We start from the raw sequence: 19,321 nt of genomic DNA on the forward strand, positions 1-19,321 counted from the left end.
TCGTCTCCGGACTGAACTTCTCAGCTAGTGCAGTCATTTTAGATGTAATGGATTCTGTGTATGATTCTAATTTTGAGGTGATCGATTCGGGTGTAAAATGTTCAAATTCCTTCAAAAAGGTATTTTTTAATTCCTCAATTGCATTGCTGATACCGGCTGTACCTTCACTGATAAACGAATCTAAAAGGCCTCCGCCTCCTGATTCTGCGGCTCCTCCAGATCCTGGATTCAACCCGTTGCAGCAACAGCCTGCATTTTCTGCCGGTGTTTTTTCTTCGGGACCGAACACTTTATCCAATAAAGCATAAAACTTATCATCAAGTATTTTTTCTGGATTAAACTTTTCAAATTTTTGGGTAACACGATCAATAACGGCTTCTTTATATTCAGTTACTTTTTCATCTAGCTTTTCTTTGATCTTCTTTTTGCCTTCTTCAACGAGGTTTCCCCAGAAGGAATCGCCTTCTTTTCCCTCTCCCTTTTTGCTCTCTGCTTTCTTAGCTGATGGGGGAGCTGTTTTCTCAGCTGTCTTTAGTTTCCCAAAGCTATCCATTTTCTTCTGAAGTTCATCCAGCTTTTTTGATACCTGATCATTCAAAGTGAGCTGAATTTGATTATCTTTTTGTGTAAGTGCATCAATGCCTGCTGAAATGCGGCCGACTGTTTTCATGACGTGATCAATCACACGTATCGTAACAGTGTAACCATTTTGAAGTGCGGTTTCCATATAACGCTGTATTTTTTGCACAGCCGGAGAAACTTGATCTTCTGCACTCAGCATAATCGTAAAACCTTTAAAACCCGCAACAAGCTCTCTTAATCGTTCAAACTTTTCTGTCGCTTGATCATTAGCGCCAATTTTAATAGATACCGATGACGGCAATCCCTGCAATTGAGTTTGAACCTTCTGAATGACAGTGCTGGCGTTATCCTCAGCTGAAATGGAAATCATTTGGGCACCAAGCTTTTTCTTTATAGATTTTTGTATGCGGTCAATTGTCCTTAACACCGTTTTGCTTTCTTTTCGTATATCTATAGAGCTATTTCGCTGCGCCATTTTTCTATACTTTTCAAGCGCTCTAAACCCATTTTGTATCTTTCTTAACTTTTTGCTTACACGGTCTTCCATTTCAAATCTTGCTGTCAGCTTTGCCAATTACGATGCCCCTCCTTTCTTTGCTTGTTTTTCAAGGATATCCAGCTTATACCCAATCAGCCCATACAACAGCGCCTTAAAGTTTCTGGGCGCTTCATACAGTTCTAATAAATCTGATGGAGAATAATGAAGCTCGTGCATCGCATAATAGAGATACACGGCTTCTTTATGCCCATCTTTTATTAGTTTTTTGCTTCTTCTTCCAGGTCTTCTAATTCATCTTCGAATCCATTAATCTCAATCGCTTTGTTGAGCCAGTTTGCGTATTCGCCTCCTACAGACAGGACACGTTTCGCTACTTCTACCGGGTCGGCCGTTTTGTAAGCTTCTCGAAGATCTTTTGAACGGAAGTCCGGATAGACTGTCGATTCCACTGCGATTCGGGCATAAAAGCGCTGGCTGTCTAAATCTTTTACACGGCCTCTGCCTTTTACATTTTTATAAGTTGTTGTTTCTTTCTCCAGTTCGTCAATGCGCTCTGTCGTGATCGCTTTGAAAATAAATGGTACGATATTTCCTTTTTTATCAACAAAACGTTTAGAGATCGGCACTTTGATTTCTTCGGCTTCGATTGTTTTTCCCGGCATAAAAAAGGAAAGATCATATACGTTTTCGTTCTTCTCGCTCATGTAAAAAACTCCCTTATCTTTAAATTGATTTCATCATTTACAAACAGACCTTTCTCAGAAAGGTCTGTTTATGGCTTGTTCAGTTTTGATTAAAACGTGTCAGAAAGCTTTTCAGGCACGTCGAAGTCTTCAAATGTAAACGGAACTTCTTCCTCTAATGCTTCTGAATCGACATCGAGGCTGGCGATTTTTGCGGAGTCGAAGTTTACGTCGTAAAGCGTGACTCTTTCTGTTCCTCTTCCGGAAGATTTATCATCTAACACAGCCTGCAGGGTGAAATAAGGATCGCTGCCTTTTTTGACGTAATCCATCATAAGTATCACAAATTTTGATGTGACTTTGTAAAACGTCGCTGTGCCTGTTCCGTTTGCGCCTGTTGTTTTATGGCCTGTCATGCGGCGGCCCATAATATTTACTTCAGACTTGTTTTTCTCCACATTTGCTTCAAATGTTTTGATATGCGCCATTTCTTCGCCATCGAGAAATAAGCGTCCTTCTTTACCTGAAATCGTGTTTTGTGCTTTTAATGCCATATTAGTTTACCTCCACATTAAAGTAGAATTTTTCTGCCGCGTCGACAGGCTGTACAGCAAGGTCAATCAAGAAGCCGTCACGGTCTTCATTCATTGAAATTGTGATATCTTGATCAGAATCAAAACCGGTAATACCGCCCGCATCCTGAAGCGTTGTCATGTATTGCGTAATCATCGTTTTCACATACTGAAGCCCGTCTTCAGAGGCCGGGATGTCGCTTCCGCTTCCCTTTCTTGATTTGATTAATGCTTTCAGCTCGCGTGTTAAATCGTTATTGACTGCGTCGAGTACACGGACGATTTTGTTTTTCGCAAACTTCTTGTTTTTCTCAGCCGTAAACGTGACAAGTGAGTTAATGTCTTTTTCTACGCTTACCGATTTATCGCGGGCGTCAAATGTGAATAAAAATTCGCCTTTGGCTAAGCGTTCCACAATCGCGTCGTGGTCAAGGCGGTTTAAGACATCAACGGCACCTTCATACTCCACAAATGTGAGAGATTGGTTAAAGGTTGCTCCCGCACTTGCGCCGGCTACCCACGCCGTCGCTTTGTCCGGTGTCACTTCTGTTCCGTCTTCCAGCAGCACACCTTCTGTCACGTTGATGATGCCTTCATAGTCACCGCTGTAGTTGGCTGTTACCCCTTGGACTTTTTGCCCTTGCCCGTCACGCAGACGCTTAATGAATGCGGCAAAGGTCGCCTTCAGCTGATCTCCTTCTGCAACCGGCAAAGCGATGACATCAAAGCTCTCTGTTTCAGCCGCAGCCAAGAAATCAGTATAGTCTGAGTTGACCGGCGCTTTATCTGTACCGCCGGATAAACGGATACCCGCAGATGCGTTCAGCGTCTCGGCAGCCGTGTCTCCCTCTGATCCAGTCAGCGGAATTGAAGAGGAAAGATCTCCTGTTCCGGTAAATGTCACATAGCCGTTTGCTGTTAATTCTTCAGCTTTTTTGACAGTCTGTTTATCCACTTCTGATTCATCCATATACGTTGTGACATCAAATGACGCTGCATCCAGTACATTTTCATTAATGCGGATGATGATGTCATTCCCTTTTGATCCGCCGTATAGAGCAGTCGCTTTAACGCCTTCGGCAATATCAGCAGATGCTCTGACGCCTTCAGTGAGGCGGTACATCAATACCGTTTTCGCGTTTTTCTTCGCTTCACGCAACAGTAATAAAGATGGATCGTCGATGCTGAGACCCACTTTTTTGTTTAAATCCTCCACGCTTGAAATGGAGACGAATGTTTTCGCTTCGCCCCAGCTTGATGCGACCGGAAGTGCGACCGTCCCCCGTTCACCAAGTGACACCCGTTCCTGTGCCGTCGTTTTAAAATTGAAATAAATGCCTGCACGGTCCTTTTCTTTTCCTGCTGTAAATGTTCCGCCATTCATTATTGCATGACCTCCTTAGTTAAAAATGTTTGTATCAATTGACTTGCCTCTGATTTCGTCAGGCGTGTTTTGTCCACGCCAAATAAAGCCCCCTGAAGGATCTCCGGCTTAACGCCGAACAGTTCCTTTGCGTGCTTGATCAAATCCGCTGTATCAAAAAGAGCTTCCCGGCTCTCTGTATGTACAGCCTTCGCTTGTTTCTGCTTTGCCACCGCTATTTCACCCCGCTGTTCATATCGATATCCTGTAAGACAGGCTGTTCTGTTTTGTGATAATAATATCGGCTGCTCCACCTGATCACCATGGCCGCCTCGCCCCTGTCTCCCACCCTCGTCTCAATTCGGGTGATGCGAAGCATATCTCCTGTCTCGTCACCGGATTCACTGAGCAGCGGAACTATATTTCTCGCTTCTCTGATGGCATCCGCGAGCCTGTCCGCTTCATCCAGCGCCTGCACGGAGTCAAGATGAAACAGCTTCACATTGAGACTGTAGGTTTTTTTAAATGTGGAGACTGTATCTGTTTCTTCAAAAACAGATGGCGCAGAGACATATAAAGACGGCACTTGAAACTGATCAGGCAGCTCGCTTTCATAAATGGGAACAGACCACTGGCTGTACAAAAAAGCCATGATCGATCCTGTTTCGCTGTTCATCCCGTCCCTCCTTTACATCTTTTTCAGCCACTGGCGCAATTTATGTTCCATTGATTTTGCAAACAGCTGTTCATATAGAAGCAGTGCATGCTCCCAATAGCTCGTGCCGGGTATCCATTTTTTCTTGAGTGCCATGCCTGTGGAAGAAGCCGGATCATAGATAAACCGTGAGCCTTGAAAATGCCCCGGCACCCATCTCACATCGTCCGCTTTCGACGTCCAGTGGCCGTCATTGAGAAAAGAAGCATATTCAAGCTGTGTCCCGACCTCAAGTGAGAGTCCGCCGCTTTGTACCTTCCAGAGGTTGTCCTCTGAGCCTTTCTGAAAGGAGCTGAGCAGTTTTTCTGTATCTATCGTTTGCGTGCTGATGAGTTCAGATTGTACGATCTCCAGAAAATCTTGCCCGCACTCTTCAAGCCACCGGGATGCCTCGCGGGAAAAACCGCCGGATGCCGCTTCTTTTAACGATGCGTTCAGCTTTTTAAGTCCCGCTATCTTCATAGACTTTCATCTCTGACAGCGATGACTTCCCAATGATGGTGTCTGATCTTTTTTGGCAGCTTCAGAATATAGCTGTTGTGTTGCCAAATGATTTTGTCGTTCATCCGGATATCCGCAGAGAATGGAAAATGGACAAGCAAGCTGTGATACACGGTTTGATCAGGCTCCTCCTGAATCAGCTGCTGCGTTTTTTCTGTAAAGTAGCAAGGGACATTTTCTTCATCAGGTGTATTCGGATATGAAAAGACCGGCTGAAGCTTGTCCGCCGGAATTCCGAATCGTCCCGCCGGCGGCGGCTGCGCTGTTTCATGATAAATATCACAGCGATGGATCAGCATCTGCTGATAACTCATAACGACCGCACCTTCAATCTGGCAGACTCCGGAACATAGTCCGGTGCGATAAACTCTTCCAGTAAATGATATACATCGGGCTTTTGAATGCCGGCTTCACCGGAAACCGTGTAGGAGTAATCCCCCATTTTCTCAGACTGATAGCTTGATGCGGCTGATTCGTCGCTGTTTACTAGCGCAAAGTATTGGGCGAGCTTCAGCAAAGCTAATCTCGCCTTTTCAGGGAGCGGGTCGTAGATGCTGTCTGTAAAGCTGTGCCCTGTAATGAGGGCCGCTTCCGATTCCGCCTCGATGATATCCTGCGCCAGCAGTTCTTCCGGCCTGTTTTTCACCTGGTCATAGACCGAATAGGCGGCAACGTCCGTCGGTTCGATGAGCATATAAGCTGGCCACCCCATTTCGATTATTCTTTTACGTTAATTAATTTAGCGCAGGCATCCTCTTCCTCGAACTTGCTGTCCAGCTTCGCCGTTAAGACAATGATGAACTTACGGGAGCGGATATCCTTGTCGACTTCAATTCGAATATTGCGTGAGAAGCCGAGAATGATATTTTTCGGATGTGTCAGAATGATATCGGACGCATCATATTGCGCGTCTCCCTCTCCGACTGCGTACGGCTGGATATTGGATACCCCTTTTACCGGTACGCCGAATGCTGTGGACAAGCCGCCCTGAACAGCCTGGTCCCCAAGATTTGTCTGGCGGTCCGCCACACGGTCCTTCCATTCAACTTCTAAGCCGTGCGATGTATAGAATCTGAATTCCTGAGGGATGCGCAAATATTTTGGCGGAACAGCCTTTAAGCCTTTTTTAAATGTCGCTCTGGACAGTTCTTCACCATTCATATCGACGATGTGGGACACTGCTTGTTTACGGATGCCGTCCAGCTGCGCCAGGTATGGATCTGCTGATGCAGTATCTCCGTTTACGATCAGCTCTTCAATATCAACTGCCGCCCGCTCTGCTAAAATTTGCATGATCGTTTGCTGCAGTCCGCCTTTTTCAATATTGTTTTCGAGCGTGTCGTACGTAATGTTAATTTCCGCAATGACTTCCTTTGTGTTCAGCTGGACAGTGCTTGTCGTCGGAACCGTCAGTTCGTCTGCTGTCAGCGCCTTTCCTTCTTGAGCCGCGCGCAAAATACGCTGGCCGAAACCGATTTTCTCAAATTTTTGCGAATCGTTTTCCATTTGAATCACACGGGATTCACTGAAAATCGTCGGCGTGTTTTGCACCATGCGGATAAAAGCTGATGCTTGTGCAGGGTTCATGAGCCCGCCGCTTTTTAAAGCAGAAAGCGACATTTCCGCTTTCCGAATGATCTCTTGATTTCTCAATTGATTTCCTCCTCTTTGACTGGTTTACAGCAGTCCGCTCCAGATTGATTTTTTGACTTGCTCTGTATTGCCGGCCGCATCGTCCGCCGTCTGTTTAGAGGCTCCCCGAGCTTTTTCCAGGGCCTCAATGCGTTCGATCAGCGGGGCAATCATGTCCTCAACGAGCTTCTTCAGGCGCTCGTCATCTCCCGTCTGCTCCGGTTTTTCCTCTGTTTCTGTGTTTTTTTCAATTGTCTCCAGCCGTTTGAGCAACGGATACAGCGCATGCTCGATTGATTCCCTCATGTCTTCTTTCCTCATTTCTTCAGTCTCCTTTCCTGTTTTGTCGGCCAGCAGCTGCTTAAACACGCTTAGAAATCCGGCTTTTTCAACCGATTCTTCTTCATATACATCAGCAGTGCCCGCCATGCTGTAGCCGGTGATGATGCCGGCTTTGATTTGTTCCCACACCTCATCTGACGCTCTTGTCACAAGCACCCACGAGCCCTTTGTAATCCGTTTTGTTCCGATGATAAAATCATCGGGCGCCACATAGGATTCAACGACCACACCTGTGCCGCCTTCAAAGCTGTGATTGATATCAATCTCCCGCGCGTCTGCAAGAAAGCCATGCGCCGCTTTTTCAATTTCTTCTGCGGTCATATAGTCGCCGTGGGCATCTGGAACATCAGGCTCATACACAATTCCGTATACGAGCTTTTGTTCATCCTGCTCGCTTTTCGTAAACAGCCGAACTTTTTTTTCAAATGACGGAGGTTCGGCTGACTTCGTAAAGAAAAATTCTGTCTGGTTTGCCGCCTTGTCCACATAGCTGACAAAGCTGATTTTGGCATTTTTCAATTCCCGCGCCACCTGCTTGATTCACCTCCCTTCAGGACGTTTTGATATCTTCGATGCTGTCCTTCAGCTCCTGCATAAGTGCTGTCAGATTTGTCTTTTCAGCATCCTGTCCGGCAGGGCGTTTGTAAATGTCCTCCGGCCACTCCTCAAGCGTTTTGCCGAGCACCCGTCCGGCAAGGTCTCGCAAATCATTCGGCGAAACGGCTCCAGCTGTAATAAAAGGACCGAGCACTTTCGCAATCTCAAGCGGATCACGAAAGTCCGGTCCTTTTAATGTCAGCCTCACATCATGAAGATTCAGCTCCGGCAAAAGCAGTGTGTTCAATTTGTTGACAAGCGTTTTCCGCTCTGGCTGAAACACCTGCTCCTCCGTAATTTTTCTCGCTGTATCAGCCGTAGCCCGGTTGTATTCCTGAGCTTCTCCCGTATAAAGCGGCGGCAGACGGAAAGCAGAGCGCAGCTTATTTCTGCTTTTTTCATCATATTCAAGAAACAAGGCGTCGTTTTGCAGGATTTCCGCAAGGGATTTGATTTCCACAGAAACCGGCGTGATATCTTCACCGCCGTGAAGGTCCTTCTCCTTCGCGATGCCTTCCGCCTCAATCAGAAGAAATTTATGGGCATTTTCCACACCTTCAAGGTCATTCATATACTCCTGCAGTTCCCGGTAAGAAGCTTCAGACAGCATCCCGTTTTCCACCGTAATCGCAGCGGGTACGTGACGCCCCTGCTTAAAATACATAAAATTGAGCTCTTCCGCTTTCCGGGCGCCGTATAAATTGACGATATTGCCTACCCAGCGGGGCACGCCGTATACGCCGCTTCCGATTTTAAGATGGATCACTTCGTTTGCTTGGTGCTTTTCAGCCAGTGTGCTGACATATTCGCCCGTGCGCATGTCCAGTTTTCGAGGATCGCCGTATTCTTTGAAAAATACTTTTTTTCCATTGATCATCTGCACAAATTTCCGAAACCGTTTTTGCCTTTTGATTCTCTTCACTTTTCCGTTTTCTTCATACATAAAAGATACTTCGACAGGCTCGCCGGCTCCGCATACGCGCATATATTTCACATCCAAATATTCAATGCCGGCCGGTTTTCCCATCCCGTCGCGAAGTACTTCCATAAAGCCGTTTCCGGTTTTTTCCCTGTCTTCAATGGCATAGCCTAAAATCATTTCAGCAGATTCATCAAAGTGAAGGCATTTGTAAAAGGCTTCAAGTCTGGCCCAGTCTTTTTCTGCTTTTTTCTTTTTCTCCTGGTCGACATCCGTGGCGTTGACATCAAACGTGTACTCCACATCAAAACCAAAACCAGTAATATTCACTCTGTACGCATCAATGCATTGCTGAAGAATGGTTGAGTATTCAGCAATTGTTTTGAGCTCGGTGATATTGTAGGGCGGAGCGATGATATCCTCTCCGTACAAATCAGAAAAGTCGTCTTCATAAATTTGCTTTGTCTGAGGAGCAGATGTATTGGCTTTTAAAACCGTTGCTCTGACTGTTTGATTGTGCGGCATTTATGACCTCCTCCTTTCTCGGTTCGGACGGATTCGTTTTTGCGCTGTTTCCTTCACATCTGCGACCTCATAATCATCGAGCGCATACCAAATAGCAGAAAGCGTATGCGGGTCAATCGTGAATTCATCCTCAATCAGCGTACCGTTTTTATCTTTGGCATACGTCAGTGTCTTGAGCTCATAGATGACATTTTCACAGCGGTCCGAACAGAAAATTTTTTTGAAGCGTTTGACCTTTTTGGTGTATTGAAGCCTGGAGCCGGGAAACTTCCTGGCGCCGACCATCCGAAAACCCTGCTGGCGGAAATATTGAATGCTTTTCGGCTCAGCGGAGTCGGCTTTGATCATTTCCTGTGTTTCAACCAATTCCCGCAGCTCCTCAGCCGTCTTGTCATCTGTCATTTTGTTTTTATAATACTCCCAATAAATGTAGAGATATTTCTTATCAGGATCGACGGCGAGACGGACGACAGCATTGTAGGATTCTTCAAAACCAAAATCCATGCCTGTGCGAAGGATCGGCTGGCTGATGGCGGCAATACGTTCTTCGATACGGTCGTGCGGGAGCACCTCAAACTGCGGCAGCACCCTGATCCCATTGACGCCGAACCTGCCTTTACGGGCAATTCGGTATAAGTCAGGATCATATTCCTTCAGTCCGTCAAGCTGCTTGATATAGCTTTCGGGGAGGAAGAGGTTGTCGTTTGCTGTGGAATGATGGTAATACGTATCTCTCCTGACAAGTGTCCGCTTTTCGTAAAGCTCGCTGTCATCCAGCACAAACCGCTGATTGCGTTCATCCCGAAAAAAATGCCGGTACGTCCAATTGGAGGTGCCGACGGGATTGGTGGTGCAAATCATGTGCAGCTTCAGCTCAGGGTGGCGCAGACGGCCGATTAATTCCTTAAAGCCTTCATACTTCACCTCAGAGCACTCTTCAATCCATATTAATGAAATGTTGTGAACAGATTTCAGCTTCGCCGGGTTGTCCATTCCTTTAAACATGATTCGGCTGCCGTTTTGAAACCGCAGCTGAAGCGGGGAAGAAAGTGCTGCGGCTGCCTTCGTAAGACCAAGCTCTTCCATCACCTCTTCAAATAAAGCGAAGGTCGAATCCCGGTGGGTATCGAACACCTCGCGTACGACGAGCGCCGTCCGCTTTTCCTTCAACAGCTTTAACACGATTTTCAGCGCCGTATGATAGCTTTTTGATGAGCCGTAGCCGCCGACGAGAAACTGGTACGTCTGCTCCCAATTGAACACGTAATCTTCAAAATGAGGATTGATTTCTTTTACAATCATGCCTTGTCCTCTTTTCGTTTGATCATGATTTCAATTGGCTCGCGGCCGTCATCAGTTTTTTCCGCTTTTTGTTTCGCGAGCTTTAACTTCTCATTTTCTATTTTTTGTTTAAATTGATCCGGAAACAAATCAAAGTATAATGATAGCTTTTCAAGTGCTTTCATCTTATCGGCAAGCTTAATGGCGATGCCTTCCTTGCCGAGCTTTGCCTCCGTGACAATGGTGCCGTCAACGAGACCGGAGTCTTTGACGTCGACAAAGCTGATTTCCTTCATGATCGGGTTATCATCTTCATCAAACAGCGGTCCCGACTTTCCGACGGCCTGCACCTCTTTTTTGCCAAAGGTCACATAATCCGTGATATCGGCGAACGCGATTTTGACATATACCTGCAAAACGTCCATCGCTTCAATAAACACTTCATTCACCATTTCTTTTTTTATCCGCCTGATTTCAGCGGCAACCTTTTCATTCTTTAACAACCGGCAGCCCGTCACATGGGCGCTGTCCGGAGAATAGCCCGCCTTGATCGCTGATTGTGTCGCATTGAAGCTTTTTACGTAGTACAGGCAGAACAGCCGCTGCCGTTCATTTAATTCATCGTTTTCTATGCGGCGCTGCTTATGTCCGTTTTCAGAAAACAAGGCTTCTTTCCATCCGTCCTGTTTTTTCCAGATGCCGATTGTTTTCGCCGAAACGCCGATTGTGTCTGCAATGGCCCTGTTTGTGATATTTCCCTGATGGTGCTGATAGATTGCTAATGCTTGTTCTCTCTGTTGTGTTTTCATGCTACGGCATCACCGCCACCTCCAGCATGGATTTCTATTCATAAAAGCGGCTGGTTATGCCGTCCGCTTATGTGTCATGCTCTTTTCACTTATAGGTGGCAAACGTATGACAAGCATTCAGGCAAGCGATCGGTTTATTTCCTCCTGCTGTCTTTGCATCTTTAATAAAGCCCGTTTGATTGTTGTCTGCACAGTTGATTTTTTGACGCCAAGAAGATCGGCAATGCGTTCATAAGAAAAGCATTCCACCTTGTGCAGCAAAAACATTTCTTTCTCCCTGTCCGTTAAAAGGGATAAAGCTTCTCGGATTCTCTCCCTGTCTTCCTCAGATACCTGTCCGTCCGGCTCAAACATCATATCGCAAGAAAATGATTCTATGATTCTTGGATCTTTGATCATCAGCCGCTGATACGCATCACGCCGGTCAATCGCCCGTCTGATGCCGGGCTGTCTTCCTTTTTCAAGCCATTCTGTTACATATTCAAGGTCTGTGATGATGTTTCTGATAATCTTTTTATCCTTCATGTCCTCAGCTGAGAGCACTGATTCATCTGCTTCAGCGAGCGGTTTATATTGTGTTCTTGTTTGTTTTAATGTGCGTTTATATTCAAATAATAAGTCTTGCATTCTATGATTCCTCCTCATTTGTGCAATAAAAAAGCGGACACCAATCAACGCACAAATGCTGTGCATGTTGATCAGTGTCCGCAGGCTTTCCGTCTTGGACGTATTCTTTTTTCGCTTTAATTTAATTTGTAGCCGATTTCAAATTCTACGCGGGCAAGGTCTCCCTTTCTCGTTTCAACAAGCGTTTTCCCGTGCTCCGGAGCTTCTGTGATCCAGGCTTCTTGCTTTATGCCGTCGACTATAATAACGCGGATTTTCCCATCCTCAAGCTGGCTGTCGAGCGTGATGGAATCAATATTTACGAGTTTTTTAGGGTTGATCATATGTAATTTCCTTCCTTTCGGGTTCAGCGCTTTTGTTGGCTGCTTCTAATACCTTTATGATGTGCTCCTTTGAATGAGCGGAATTCCCGTTCAGAAAATCCAGCGCCGCTTTAGCCGCTTCCTTCAGCTCAGGTGCGGCTGCCATCAAGTTGGCATTGCTTATTTGCGAAAAAGAGCTGAGGTCAAATACAGCGGCGATCAGCCGGCCGTTTGAATAAGGGAATCTCTCTTTTTCTTCTTCACTGTAAGCAGAATAGATATAAATTGGCTTCTCATCCCCGCATGCGACAGCACGCCACGGCGCAGGACTCATTTCAAATTGTTTTGTTTCCGGCATCTGCTTCACTTCCCGTCATCCTTGTACCATTGTTCGATGTTTTTTTCTGTCCGCTTCGCCCGAAACAGCAACGCGAACAGAGCAGCCAGCTGTTTAATCACGGGCATTCAGCCCCGCTTTTCCGGCTGTCAGCATTTGTTCCAGCTTTTGAATAACCGGCGTTAAATCATTGCCCGACCGGCAGTTCGGACATGGATGAAAAACCGCTCCGATCCCGGTATGTTCAACAATTACTTTCTTTGTCTTACAGAGCTTGCACATTATCTGATGCCCTCCAATCTATGATTCAGGTCATACGCTGTTCCTTTGATAATCACTAAATAATCACTGCACATTTCATAGATTCTCGTGCCGATCGCTTCATCAACCCGGACGAGCGTTTCAATCGTAAGCTCGCTTGAAAGCAGAATCGGTTTATGATTTAAGTAGCGGTAGTTCAAAACGGAATACATTTGTTCCAGCTGCCAATCAGTGGCGCGCGGTTTGCCGTTTACCGGTTTAAAGAGATCATCAATGAACAGCACGTCTGCCTGCTTTATTCGGTTCAGCTTGGCTTCCAAAAGATCAAAATCATTTTTTAAATCAGTAAAACCTTCGACGAACGGAAAATAAATGACCGGCACATGGCGCTTTCTCATCAGGTCATTGGCCGCAGCGGTAAGAAGATGTGTTTTCCCGGAACCGGGCTGACCCAAAAGGGCGATACTGTTTTTCCGGCTGTCCTTGATTTGTTCATAATCCGCCACAAACTCTCTGGCGCATTCAAACGCGTCCTTGACGGCCTGCGGCTTCCCTTGGGTGCGGAATTCATGAAAGCCAAGCTGTCTGAAGGCAGGAGTAATTTCACTGGCGCCAAGCAGCCGTTTCACTTTTCGTTCTGCCATACAGCTGCACATTGTCCATACTTCCAGACCGTCTTGCCGGCTGAGATATCCTCCCTGATCCTTGCATCGCTGGCAATCATACCGGCTTGCGTCTGATTCGGCCGGTTTGTCCGCCAGTAATGGACGTCTCCCTTTTCTCAACTCGTCTAAAATCTGCTCGATTGTATGTTTTGTCATTACTTTCATTCCTCTCATGGTGTATTGCGGCGGTCTTTTTGGCTTGCTGCGCGAAAAATCGGTCTTCGATGAATTTCGAACAGTAGCGAAAGGCCTTTATCGTTTCTGAAGCAGCGGTTCGCCGGTTTTCAAAAGCTTGAAAACATTCCTCAAGCCATTTGATTGTTTGCGTTACGGGAACGCCGATGGCGACAATACGGGCGATGGCTTGATAATCTCTGGAGGAAGGATACACGGTGCGTCCTTCTTGAGCCGACCGTAATTGTGTAAACCGCTTTGCAATGTGATCCACTGCATCATCAGCAGCAGTATATGTTTTTGTTTTATCTATATTAGAGCGATCTTCTTTGTCCTGTGCCAGCGGCGAAAATGACCGCTCATTATCGCTGCGGTGTGCAGTTTTGTCCGATCTGAAGCTGAATTTTTTAGAGTGCTTCACAGAAATCATGAGTCCGTATGGCGCGCGGGCAGCCTTTATGTATCCATGTCTTTCAAGAAGCTCCAGCCATCTTCTGACTGTTTTTTCACTTACACCGAATACGGCCGCCATCTCTCTTGCTTTTAATGGCTTATGGCCGAGCACAATTCCCCAGCTCACGCCGTCCTTTTCATTTTCTTTTGTCGTTGAGCTGATAAACCAGAGAAACAGCCACAGGGCCGAGCCTATTTTGTCATAATGTTCTGAATTCAACAGCCCTGAATACATGGGAAAAGGATAGCTTTTATCCATTTTCATTGCGTTTCACCTCTTCTTTTAACAACAAGTACGCTTGAAATTGTTCTCGATTTTCAAATTGGAATACCGGAAGGCCGCATGCCGTAAAAGAAATGGAGCCGCCGGATTGTCCGAGATGGCGCTGATCTATCGGATGTTCACTAAAAACGATTTGAATCGGATGCATGTGATCACTCCCCCGATTTGTTTTCGATACAATTCGTATCAACTGTTACCAAGTATAAACGATACGTTCCGTATCATCAAGTTATTTTTGATACTTTTTTTATCATAACTTTATTTTGATACAGATTGTATCTATAATCATAAGTAACTTAGGGAGTTTAAAAAAGAGAGGTCATAGTATGATAGGCGGCAGATTGAAGAGTCTCAGAGGGAAAAGGACACAGGAAGAAATCGCATCTCACATCGGTGTATCGCGCGCACGATATTCTCATTATGAAAACGGGCGAAGCGAACCTGATTACGACACACTGCAAAAGCTGGCTGATTACTTCCAAGTGACAACGGATTACTTATTAACAGGAAAAGAAAAAAAATCTGATGATGATATGTTTTCTGATCCGGACTTGCAGCTCGCATACCGGGATATGCAGGATTTTTCCCCTGAAAGCAAACAGCAGGCCATCGAATTTATCAACTATTTAAAAGAAAAAGAGAAAAACCGGAAACCGAAAAACAAATAAATATTTCTCTGTTCTCTAAAACATATAAAAAATAGACCGATATAAAGAAAAAGTGTTTATTTTTTAAAGAAAAGGGAAAGATTTCAACACACTTTTTAGTCCTAAACGGGCTTTTCTTTCTCGCTACAAACAGAACGTATGTTCGAAAGGGAGTATTCAATTGGGCGATTACTTATCACATCTGGAGGAATACGTAAAAAATTTATACAGCCGGCTGGGCATCACCTCTCCCCATCACATTGACATGCTGAAAATCGCAAACGATCTTGATATATGGGTTCATTTCGAGGATATGGGAAGCATGATGGTGAAATACGACGGCATGTACAGTATCATATTGAACCAAAGAAAGTCCCAGGAAGAGCAATGGGAGGATTTTGGCCATGAACTGTGCCACGTATTAAAGCATGCAGGCAATCATTTTCAGATGAACAAGCTCTTCAGGGAGCTGCAGGAATTTCAGGCGAACCAATTTATGTACCACTTCTGTGTGCCAACCTTTATGCTGTTGCAGATGGAACTGCCGCAATGGAGAAGTCAGGCTCTTGCAACCATTGCGACGGTATTCCGGGTGACAAAGGACTTTGCTGAGAAAAGACTTGAAATGTTTGAACGGCGTAAAGCAGGTATTCAATTTCAGAAGCGGCTTGCTTATTTATTATCTGATAAGCGGCCAAAAGCGGAATATGAGGAAGATCAGCCCCCATTACAGGTAGCGGAAGCAAAAGCACTGTACAATATCAGAAGGCGCGGCTGACATGAAAACGGTCTGGGGACATATGTCCTCAGACCGCAGAGAAACTAGCATTTTGACATGGGAGGCATCGTATCATGCAACCACTTCGGTGCCGGTTTAAGATGAGGTTCCGGACCAAATGCAATCGGAGCCGGTATATATCTGAATTCTCCCCGGCCGTCAAATGATTCGCCATGAGCCCACCTTCCCTGTGAGCTTTCATCCCCTCTGGAAAAGTTAAACAGATCATAGGATACTTCCTGCTTTTCTAGCTCACGCGGAAATGTCGTGGGAACGACAATATCCCGTTCTCTTTCTTCCAGCTCTTTAATCGCTGCATACCACATATTTTGATGATAAGTATCCCTTGCAATCAAAAATGACAGCATATCTCTTACCCCGGGATCATCAGTCATGGCGTAAAGCCGTGTCACCTGAAGGCGCCCCTGGGCTTCCGCATTTAAGTTTGCACGGAAATCCGCCAGCAGATTTCCGCTTGAGATAATGTATTTTGCATTCCACGGATAACCCTCACTATCTGATGCCATCGCACCTAAGCCGGACACAATAGCGTGCTGAGGATTCATCCCTGACATCACTGCTGCAATAGCGGGATTGCTTTTATAAGCATTTTCCTGTACATCAGCGGGGGCATCATCCAGAAGCCTGGAAATCATCGTAGCCAACATTTCCACATGTCCGATCTCTTCCGTCCCCACATCACATAGCAAATCTTTATACTTGGCATCCGCCCTGCAGTTAAAACCCTGAAACAAATATTGCATCATCACACTAATTTCACCAAATTGGCCGCCCAGCACCTCTTGGAGCTTTTTCGCATAAACAGGATCCGGATGGGAAGGCTTTGCCTGATACTGAAGCTCTTTAATATGATAAAACATCGTTTATTCCTCCCTGCGCATTCAAACAATCACAGCATATGAAGGAATAGGCAGTTATTGCAGGTCCTGCTTGCTTCTTCCATAAAAACCAAGCTTAACGGCATTCACATATCGAGAAAAAAGATTGTTTTCTATGTATTGTCCCTTACGGCAGCCAAAATTGTGAAACAGCGCGCTCCGCTGCGCCGTACTCAATTCCAGCTGCAGCCCCATCTCCCTTTTCGTCCGATTGACGATATTTTGCGGATGAACACCTGCCAGCCGGTCTTTTTCACTGACCAGTTCCGCACTGAAACCTGCCTCATTCAGCAACTCGCAAATGGCTTCTGCTTTTATCCGATCCGCGCCCCCGACCAATGTATGCGGCTTTTTCAGATCATGATAGCCGTGAAATGCCAGCGCGAATCGGTGGGCGTTTACTTTTTCTATGGCAAGCGGTTCATCAAAACGAGTGCTTGTCAGGTGGAGCGAACGGTTGTTGCGCTGCTTCAATCCTTCAAAGATATAAATGGAACTTTGATCAGCAAATGCCCGCACCAGTTCGCTGACGCCCGGCTCAATTCTTCCGCCGTGAGGGCCGATGACAATATGCTCGCTCCCGCTGTTCTCTTCATAAATAATCCGGTATTCCGATTCAGACGCAGAAAGAGATAAAAAACTGTCATACATATCTTTCATGTTAAGCGCTCTCCTTTATCAGTCAGCACCAGTTTACTCTACTCATCTATGAATGAAAACCTTTTTATCGTATTTCCATATCAGGAGATATATGAAGGGATTTATCGATATCTTGCTGGAATGTGTCAACTCTTTCAACAGCTGAGGCGATAGAAAAGTAAGCACTTATTTTACTAGAAAGAAAAACTGCGGCGTTTAAATGGGGGCCTTATGCGGTCGATCTACAGGTGGATTAAGTATAAATGTTATAAATCATTCTTTTAAAAGGCTTATGTAAGCTGGCACGCTATCCATTTTTATCAGTTTGTTTTTGAAAACAGCCTTTTTTTGATAACGAATACATTTGACCATACCATCTCTTTTTTAATCCATATAATAAAACTGATCAAACATTAAAGGAGGCGTTAGTATGGGTTATTATAAAAAATATAAAGAAGAGTATTACACTTACAAAAAGAAGTACTACAAGAAGTATTACGACCACGATAAAAAGTATTATGATGATCATGAGAAAGATTATGATTGCGACAAAAAATACTATGACCATGACAAAAAATATTATGACCACGGCAAAAAGTGTTATGATCATGACAAGCATGACTATGATTACAAAGTAGAATATAAAAAGTATTACTAAACCTTTAACGTTCTATTTCTTTTCCCCGGTGATCACCGGGTCTTTTTATTTTCTATTTTATTGCTCGAAGGTTTTTTGCTTTTCTAGATTTCTTGTTAACTTTATGCCTAGCAAATTGTTCATAACTCTTAACATCCTATTGTGGCACGGCGCTCTCCTGCTGTGCCAAATCAGTCAAAAGGTTCTTGCTGCCGTTTGTATGTAAGGGAAAAAAGGAAGCTCCATCCAAGTGAAGCTTCCTTTTTTCATTATAGTTTTTGTTCAATTTTAGCTTTCGTTTTCGGCCCATAAATGCCGTCTGCCGTTAATCCGCTGACAGATTGAAAGCGTTTGACAGCATTTGCTGTTTTTGGCCCATATACACCGTCCACCCCATGATTCTTCGCCCCTTTATCAGGATAAAAATAAAGAGCTGCCAGCGCGGTCTGAACCTGCTTTACTTTTGTGCCTTTTGTCAGCGGGCTCGTTACTTTGATTACCCCCGATGGCAGCGGATAAGAGGATGCGGCATGGCTTTTAGAGGAAGAGGCAGTCCCGGAAAGCTTGATCTCCTGTCCGACTTTAATGTAATTTGGATCAGTGATGTGATTTAAGCTTTGCAGAGTTTTCACACTGATACCGTGTGATGCTGCAATGCCGGACAGCGTATCTCCTTTTTTCACATGATACACTTGCGCAGAAGGAGAAACCTTTTTCGCTGAGGCGCTGCCGTTTAATTCCGCTTCAATTGCCGCCTTGACTTGCTCCCAGCGCCCCTCTGATAAAATGCGGTGCGGGCAGTATTTTCCGTTCCAGTCTTGGTGCTTTCTGACTCGATCAATTCCCCAGCCCCGCTCCTTCAAAAGCTGTGCCACAAAAGAGATCGCCAATGCCTCGGCTGCCTCGTACTTTGGGCCTCCCGATTTGCTGTAGCAAATTTCAACGCCAATCGACTTGCGGTTGCCTGTACCGTTTGTGCCGTCACCAGTATGCCAAGCGTTACGGTTAAGCGGCAATCCTTGAATCACCTCTTTATCGTCAACCGCGAAATGAAAGCTTGTAGAGCTGGTGTTCCCGATCATGTAGCTAATTTCGTTGGCAGCGGACGCGTCGTTTGCCGTGTTGTGAATGGTAATATATTCAGCGGACATCGCATTCGGGCATTTCAGCGCATACTTTTCCTCAGAAACCAAATTTTTCTTCACTTGAATGCTCACCTATCATCTCTCCTTTTTCTTTTTTCATCAATAGGTGGCATTCGTAGGACGAAAAGCACCGCTATATGGATAATTGTGCTAAGCTAAAGTTCAAAAGGAGGAGACATTCTTGAATACGTACTTAATGCTGACTACGAGAACAGATCAATTCAATCAGAAGCATGCAGCTGGACACTATGAATTTTTGGACCGTCTGCAGGTAGAAAAACGCTTAAAAATGTTCGGGCCTTTCAGCGACGCCACAGGCGGAGCCTACGTCATCAAAGCGGGCTCACTGGAAGAGGCGCGCGAAATCGGACAAGCTGATCCATTGGTGTTCAGCGGGTCCTCTGAGCTGACCATTAAGGAATGGAAGCTGAAATAAAAAAGACCCTTCCGCAAC

The 19,321-nt window shown here is 45.3% G+C and carries 27 protein-coding genes and 2 pseudogenes; 4 read left to right on the forward strand and 25 right to left on the reverse strand.

What is annotated here, in order from left to right:
- From CJU60_RS08305 to CJU60_RS08410, 22 genes and pseudogenes are all read right to left on the reverse strand, one after another.
- Positions 1-1,156: pseudogene (locus tag CJU60_RS08305) on the reverse strand (transglycosylase SLT domain-containing protein); the annotation flags it as partial.
- On the reverse strand, positions 1,157-1,297 hold the full coding sequence (locus tag CJU60_RS08310) for a hypothetical protein (protein WP_095713546.1): 141 nt from the start codon (positions 1,295-1,297) through the stop codon (positions 1,157-1,159). It abuts the pseudogene before it with no gap.
- A 41-nt stretch (positions 1,298-1,338) separates the two neighbouring features.
- A complete protein-coding gene (locus tag CJU60_RS08315) occupies positions 1,339-1,785 on the reverse strand; it encodes a phage tail assembly chaperone (RefSeq protein ID WP_014663652.1) in 447 nt (148 codons plus the stop codon).
- 89 nt (positions 1,786-1,874) lie between these two features.
- Complete coding sequence (locus tag CJU60_RS08320; RefSeq protein ID WP_003220592.1) at positions 1,875-2,318, reverse strand: phage tail tube protein; 444 nt, start codon at positions 2,316-2,318, stop codon at positions 1,875-1,877.
- A gap of 1 nt (position 2,319) precedes the next feature.
- Entirely contained in the window at positions 2,320-3,720 is a 1,401-nt protein-coding gene (locus tag CJU60_RS08325; RefSeq protein WP_095713496.1) for a phage tail sheath family protein, read from the reverse strand.
- Positions 3,720-3,932: a YqzN/YkzM domain-containing protein gene (locus CJU60_RS08330; RefSeq protein ID WP_059336109.1), complete on the reverse strand. Its 213-nt coding sequence runs from the start codon at positions 3,930-3,932 to the stop codon at positions 3,720-3,722. The genes CJU60_RS08325 and CJU60_RS08330 overlap by 1 nt, the downstream gene beginning before the upstream one ends.
- A 2-nt stretch (positions 3,933-3,934) precedes the next feature.
- Entirely contained in the window at positions 3,935-4,375 is a 441-nt protein-coding gene (locus CJU60_RS08335) for a phage tail terminator family protein (protein WP_095713497.1), read from the reverse strand.
- Positions 4,376-4,387: 12 nt separating this feature from the next.
- The gene (locus tag CJU60_RS08340; RefSeq protein WP_095713498.1) at positions 4,388-4,876 is read right to left on the reverse strand and encodes an HK97 gp10 family phage protein; all 489 of its coding nucleotides are present in this window, start codon (positions 4,874-4,876) and stop codon (positions 4,388-4,390) included.
- Positions 4,873-5,229, reverse strand: a complete 357-nt coding sequence (locus CJU60_RS08345; protein WP_095713499.1) for a YqbH/XkdH family protein — start codon at positions 5,227-5,229, stop codon at positions 4,873-4,875. The genes CJU60_RS08340 and CJU60_RS08345 overlap by 4 nt, the downstream gene beginning before the upstream one ends.
- Positions 5,226-5,609, reverse strand: coding sequence for a protein YqbG (gene yqbG, locus CJU60_RS08350; RefSeq protein WP_059336112.1), 384 nt, complete (start codon positions 5,607-5,609; stop codon positions 5,226-5,228). Before yqbG ends, CJU60_RS08345 begins: the two co-directional genes overlap by 4 nt.
- A gap of 23 nt (positions 5,610-5,632) precedes the next feature.
- Positions 5,633-6,571 (reverse strand): annotated as a pseudogene (locus tag CJU60_RS08355) (phage major capsid protein); the annotation flags it as partial.
- Between the two features lie 21 nt (positions 6,572-6,592).
- Positions 6,593-7,420: an XkdF-like putative serine protease domain-containing protein gene (locus tag CJU60_RS08360; RefSeq protein ID WP_095713500.1), complete on the reverse strand. Its 828-nt coding sequence runs from the start codon at positions 7,418-7,420 to the stop codon at positions 6,593-6,595.
- A gap of 19 nt (positions 7,421-7,439) precedes the next feature.
- Entirely contained in the window at positions 7,440-8,930 is a 1,491-nt protein-coding gene (locus CJU60_RS08365; RefSeq protein ID WP_095713501.1) for a phage portal protein, read from the reverse strand.
- The gene (locus CJU60_RS08370) at positions 8,931-10,232 is read right to left on the reverse strand and encodes a PBSX family phage terminase large subunit (protein ID WP_095713502.1); all 1,302 of its coding nucleotides are present in this window, start codon (positions 10,230-10,232) and stop codon (positions 8,931-8,933) included.
- Positions 10,229-11,020, reverse strand: a complete 792-nt coding sequence (locus CJU60_RS08375; RefSeq protein WP_024121062.1) for a terminase small subunit — start codon at positions 11,018-11,020, stop codon at positions 10,229-10,231. The genes CJU60_RS08370 and CJU60_RS08375 overlap by 4 nt, the downstream gene beginning before the upstream one ends.
- A gap of 117 nt (positions 11,021-11,137) precedes the next feature.
- Entirely contained in the window at positions 11,138-11,647 is a 510-nt protein-coding gene (locus CJU60_RS08380; protein WP_024121061.1) for a sigma-70 family RNA polymerase sigma factor, read from the reverse strand.
- A 116-nt stretch (positions 11,648-11,763) separates the two neighbouring features.
- Positions 11,764-11,970, reverse strand: a complete 207-nt coding sequence (locus CJU60_RS08385; RefSeq protein ID WP_024121060.1) for an XtrA/YqaO family protein — start codon at positions 11,968-11,970, stop codon at positions 11,764-11,766.
- On the reverse strand, positions 11,957-12,307 hold the full coding sequence (locus CJU60_RS08390) for a phage portal protein (RefSeq protein WP_483294927.1): 351 nt from the start codon (positions 12,305-12,307) through the stop codon (positions 11,957-11,959). Before CJU60_RS08390 ends, CJU60_RS08385 begins: the two co-directional genes overlap by 14 nt.
- A 93-nt stretch (positions 12,308-12,400) precedes the next feature.
- Positions 12,401-12,568 carry a hypothetical protein gene (locus CJU60_RS08395; RefSeq protein WP_024121058.1) on the reverse strand — a complete coding sequence of 56 codons (168 nt, stop codon included), beginning with the start codon at positions 12,566-12,568 and terminating at the stop codon, positions 12,401-12,403.
- Positions 12,568-13,368: an ATP-binding protein gene (locus CJU60_RS08400; protein WP_081638281.1), complete on the reverse strand. Its 801-nt coding sequence runs from the start codon at positions 13,366-13,368 to the stop codon at positions 12,568-12,570. Before CJU60_RS08400 ends, CJU60_RS08395 begins: the two co-directional genes overlap by 1 nt.
- The gene (locus CJU60_RS08405) at positions 13,268-14,104 is read right to left on the reverse strand and encodes a phage portal protein (protein ID WP_095713504.1); all 837 of its coding nucleotides are present in this window, start codon (positions 14,102-14,104) and stop codon (positions 13,268-13,270) included. Before CJU60_RS08405 ends, CJU60_RS08400 begins: the two co-directional genes overlap by 101 nt.
- Entirely contained in the window at positions 14,091-14,270 is a 180-nt protein-coding gene (locus CJU60_RS08410; RefSeq protein WP_095713505.1) for a hypothetical protein, read from the reverse strand. The genes CJU60_RS08405 and CJU60_RS08410 overlap by 14 nt, the downstream gene beginning before the upstream one ends.
- 178 nt (positions 14,271-14,448) lie before the next feature.
- Here CJU60_RS08410 and xre point away from each other — a divergent pair, with 178 nt between their 5' ends.
- Together xre and CJU60_RS08420 are read left to right on the forward strand one after the other, a co-directional pair.
- Positions 14,449-14,790: an HTH-type transcriptional regulator Xre gene (gene xre, locus CJU60_RS08415; protein ID WP_024121054.1), complete on the forward strand. Its 342-nt coding sequence runs from the start codon at positions 14,449-14,451 to the stop codon at positions 14,788-14,790.
- A gap of 160 nt (positions 14,791-14,950) precedes the next feature.
- Complete coding sequence (locus CJU60_RS08420) at positions 14,951-15,547, forward strand: ImmA/IrrE family metallo-endopeptidase (protein WP_095713506.1); 597 nt, start codon at positions 14,951-14,953, stop codon at positions 15,545-15,547.
- Between the two features lie 44 nt (positions 15,548-15,591).
- On the opposite strand, the gene CJU60_RS08425 is transcribed toward CJU60_RS08420, so the two are convergent.
- Together CJU60_RS08425 and CJU60_RS08430 are read right to left on the reverse strand one after the other, a co-directional pair.
- On the reverse strand, positions 15,592-16,428 hold the full coding sequence (locus tag CJU60_RS08425; protein ID WP_024121052.1) for a manganese catalase: 837 nt from the start codon (positions 16,426-16,428) through the stop codon (positions 15,592-15,594).
- A 54-nt stretch (positions 16,429-16,482) separates the two neighbouring features.
- Positions 16,483-17,106, reverse strand: a complete 624-nt coding sequence (locus tag CJU60_RS08430) for a poly-gamma-glutamate hydrolase family protein (protein WP_024121051.1) — start codon at positions 17,104-17,106, stop codon at positions 16,483-16,485.
- Between the two features lie 409 nt (positions 17,107-17,515).
- Between CJU60_RS08430 and CJU60_RS08435 the strand changes: the two genes are divergently transcribed.
- On the forward strand, positions 17,516-17,743 hold the full coding sequence (locus tag CJU60_RS08435; RefSeq protein ID WP_024121050.1) for a hypothetical protein: 228 nt from the start codon (positions 17,516-17,518) through the stop codon (positions 17,741-17,743).
- A 248-nt stretch (positions 17,744-17,991) separates the two neighbouring features.
- Here CJU60_RS08435 and CJU60_RS08440 read toward each other — a convergent pair whose 3' ends face one another.
- Positions 17,992-18,939, reverse strand: a complete 948-nt coding sequence (locus tag CJU60_RS08440; protein WP_095713507.1) for an N-acetylmuramoyl-L-alanine amidase — start codon at positions 18,937-18,939, stop codon at positions 17,992-17,994.
- A 109-nt stretch (positions 18,940-19,048) separates the two neighbouring features.
- Here CJU60_RS08440 and CJU60_RS08445 point away from each other — a divergent pair, with 109 nt between their 5' ends.
- On the forward strand, positions 19,049-19,303 hold the full coding sequence (locus CJU60_RS08445) for a YciI family protein (protein ID WP_095713508.1): 255 nt from the start codon (positions 19,049-19,051) through the stop codon (positions 19,301-19,303).
- Positions 19,304-19,321: the final 18 nt, after the last annotated feature.

It is taken from the genome of Bacillus sp. 7705b (genome assembly GCF_002289525.1).
Taxonomy (GTDB): domain Bacteria; phylum Bacillota; class Bacilli; order Bacillales; family Bacillaceae; genus Bacillus; species Bacillus halotolerans.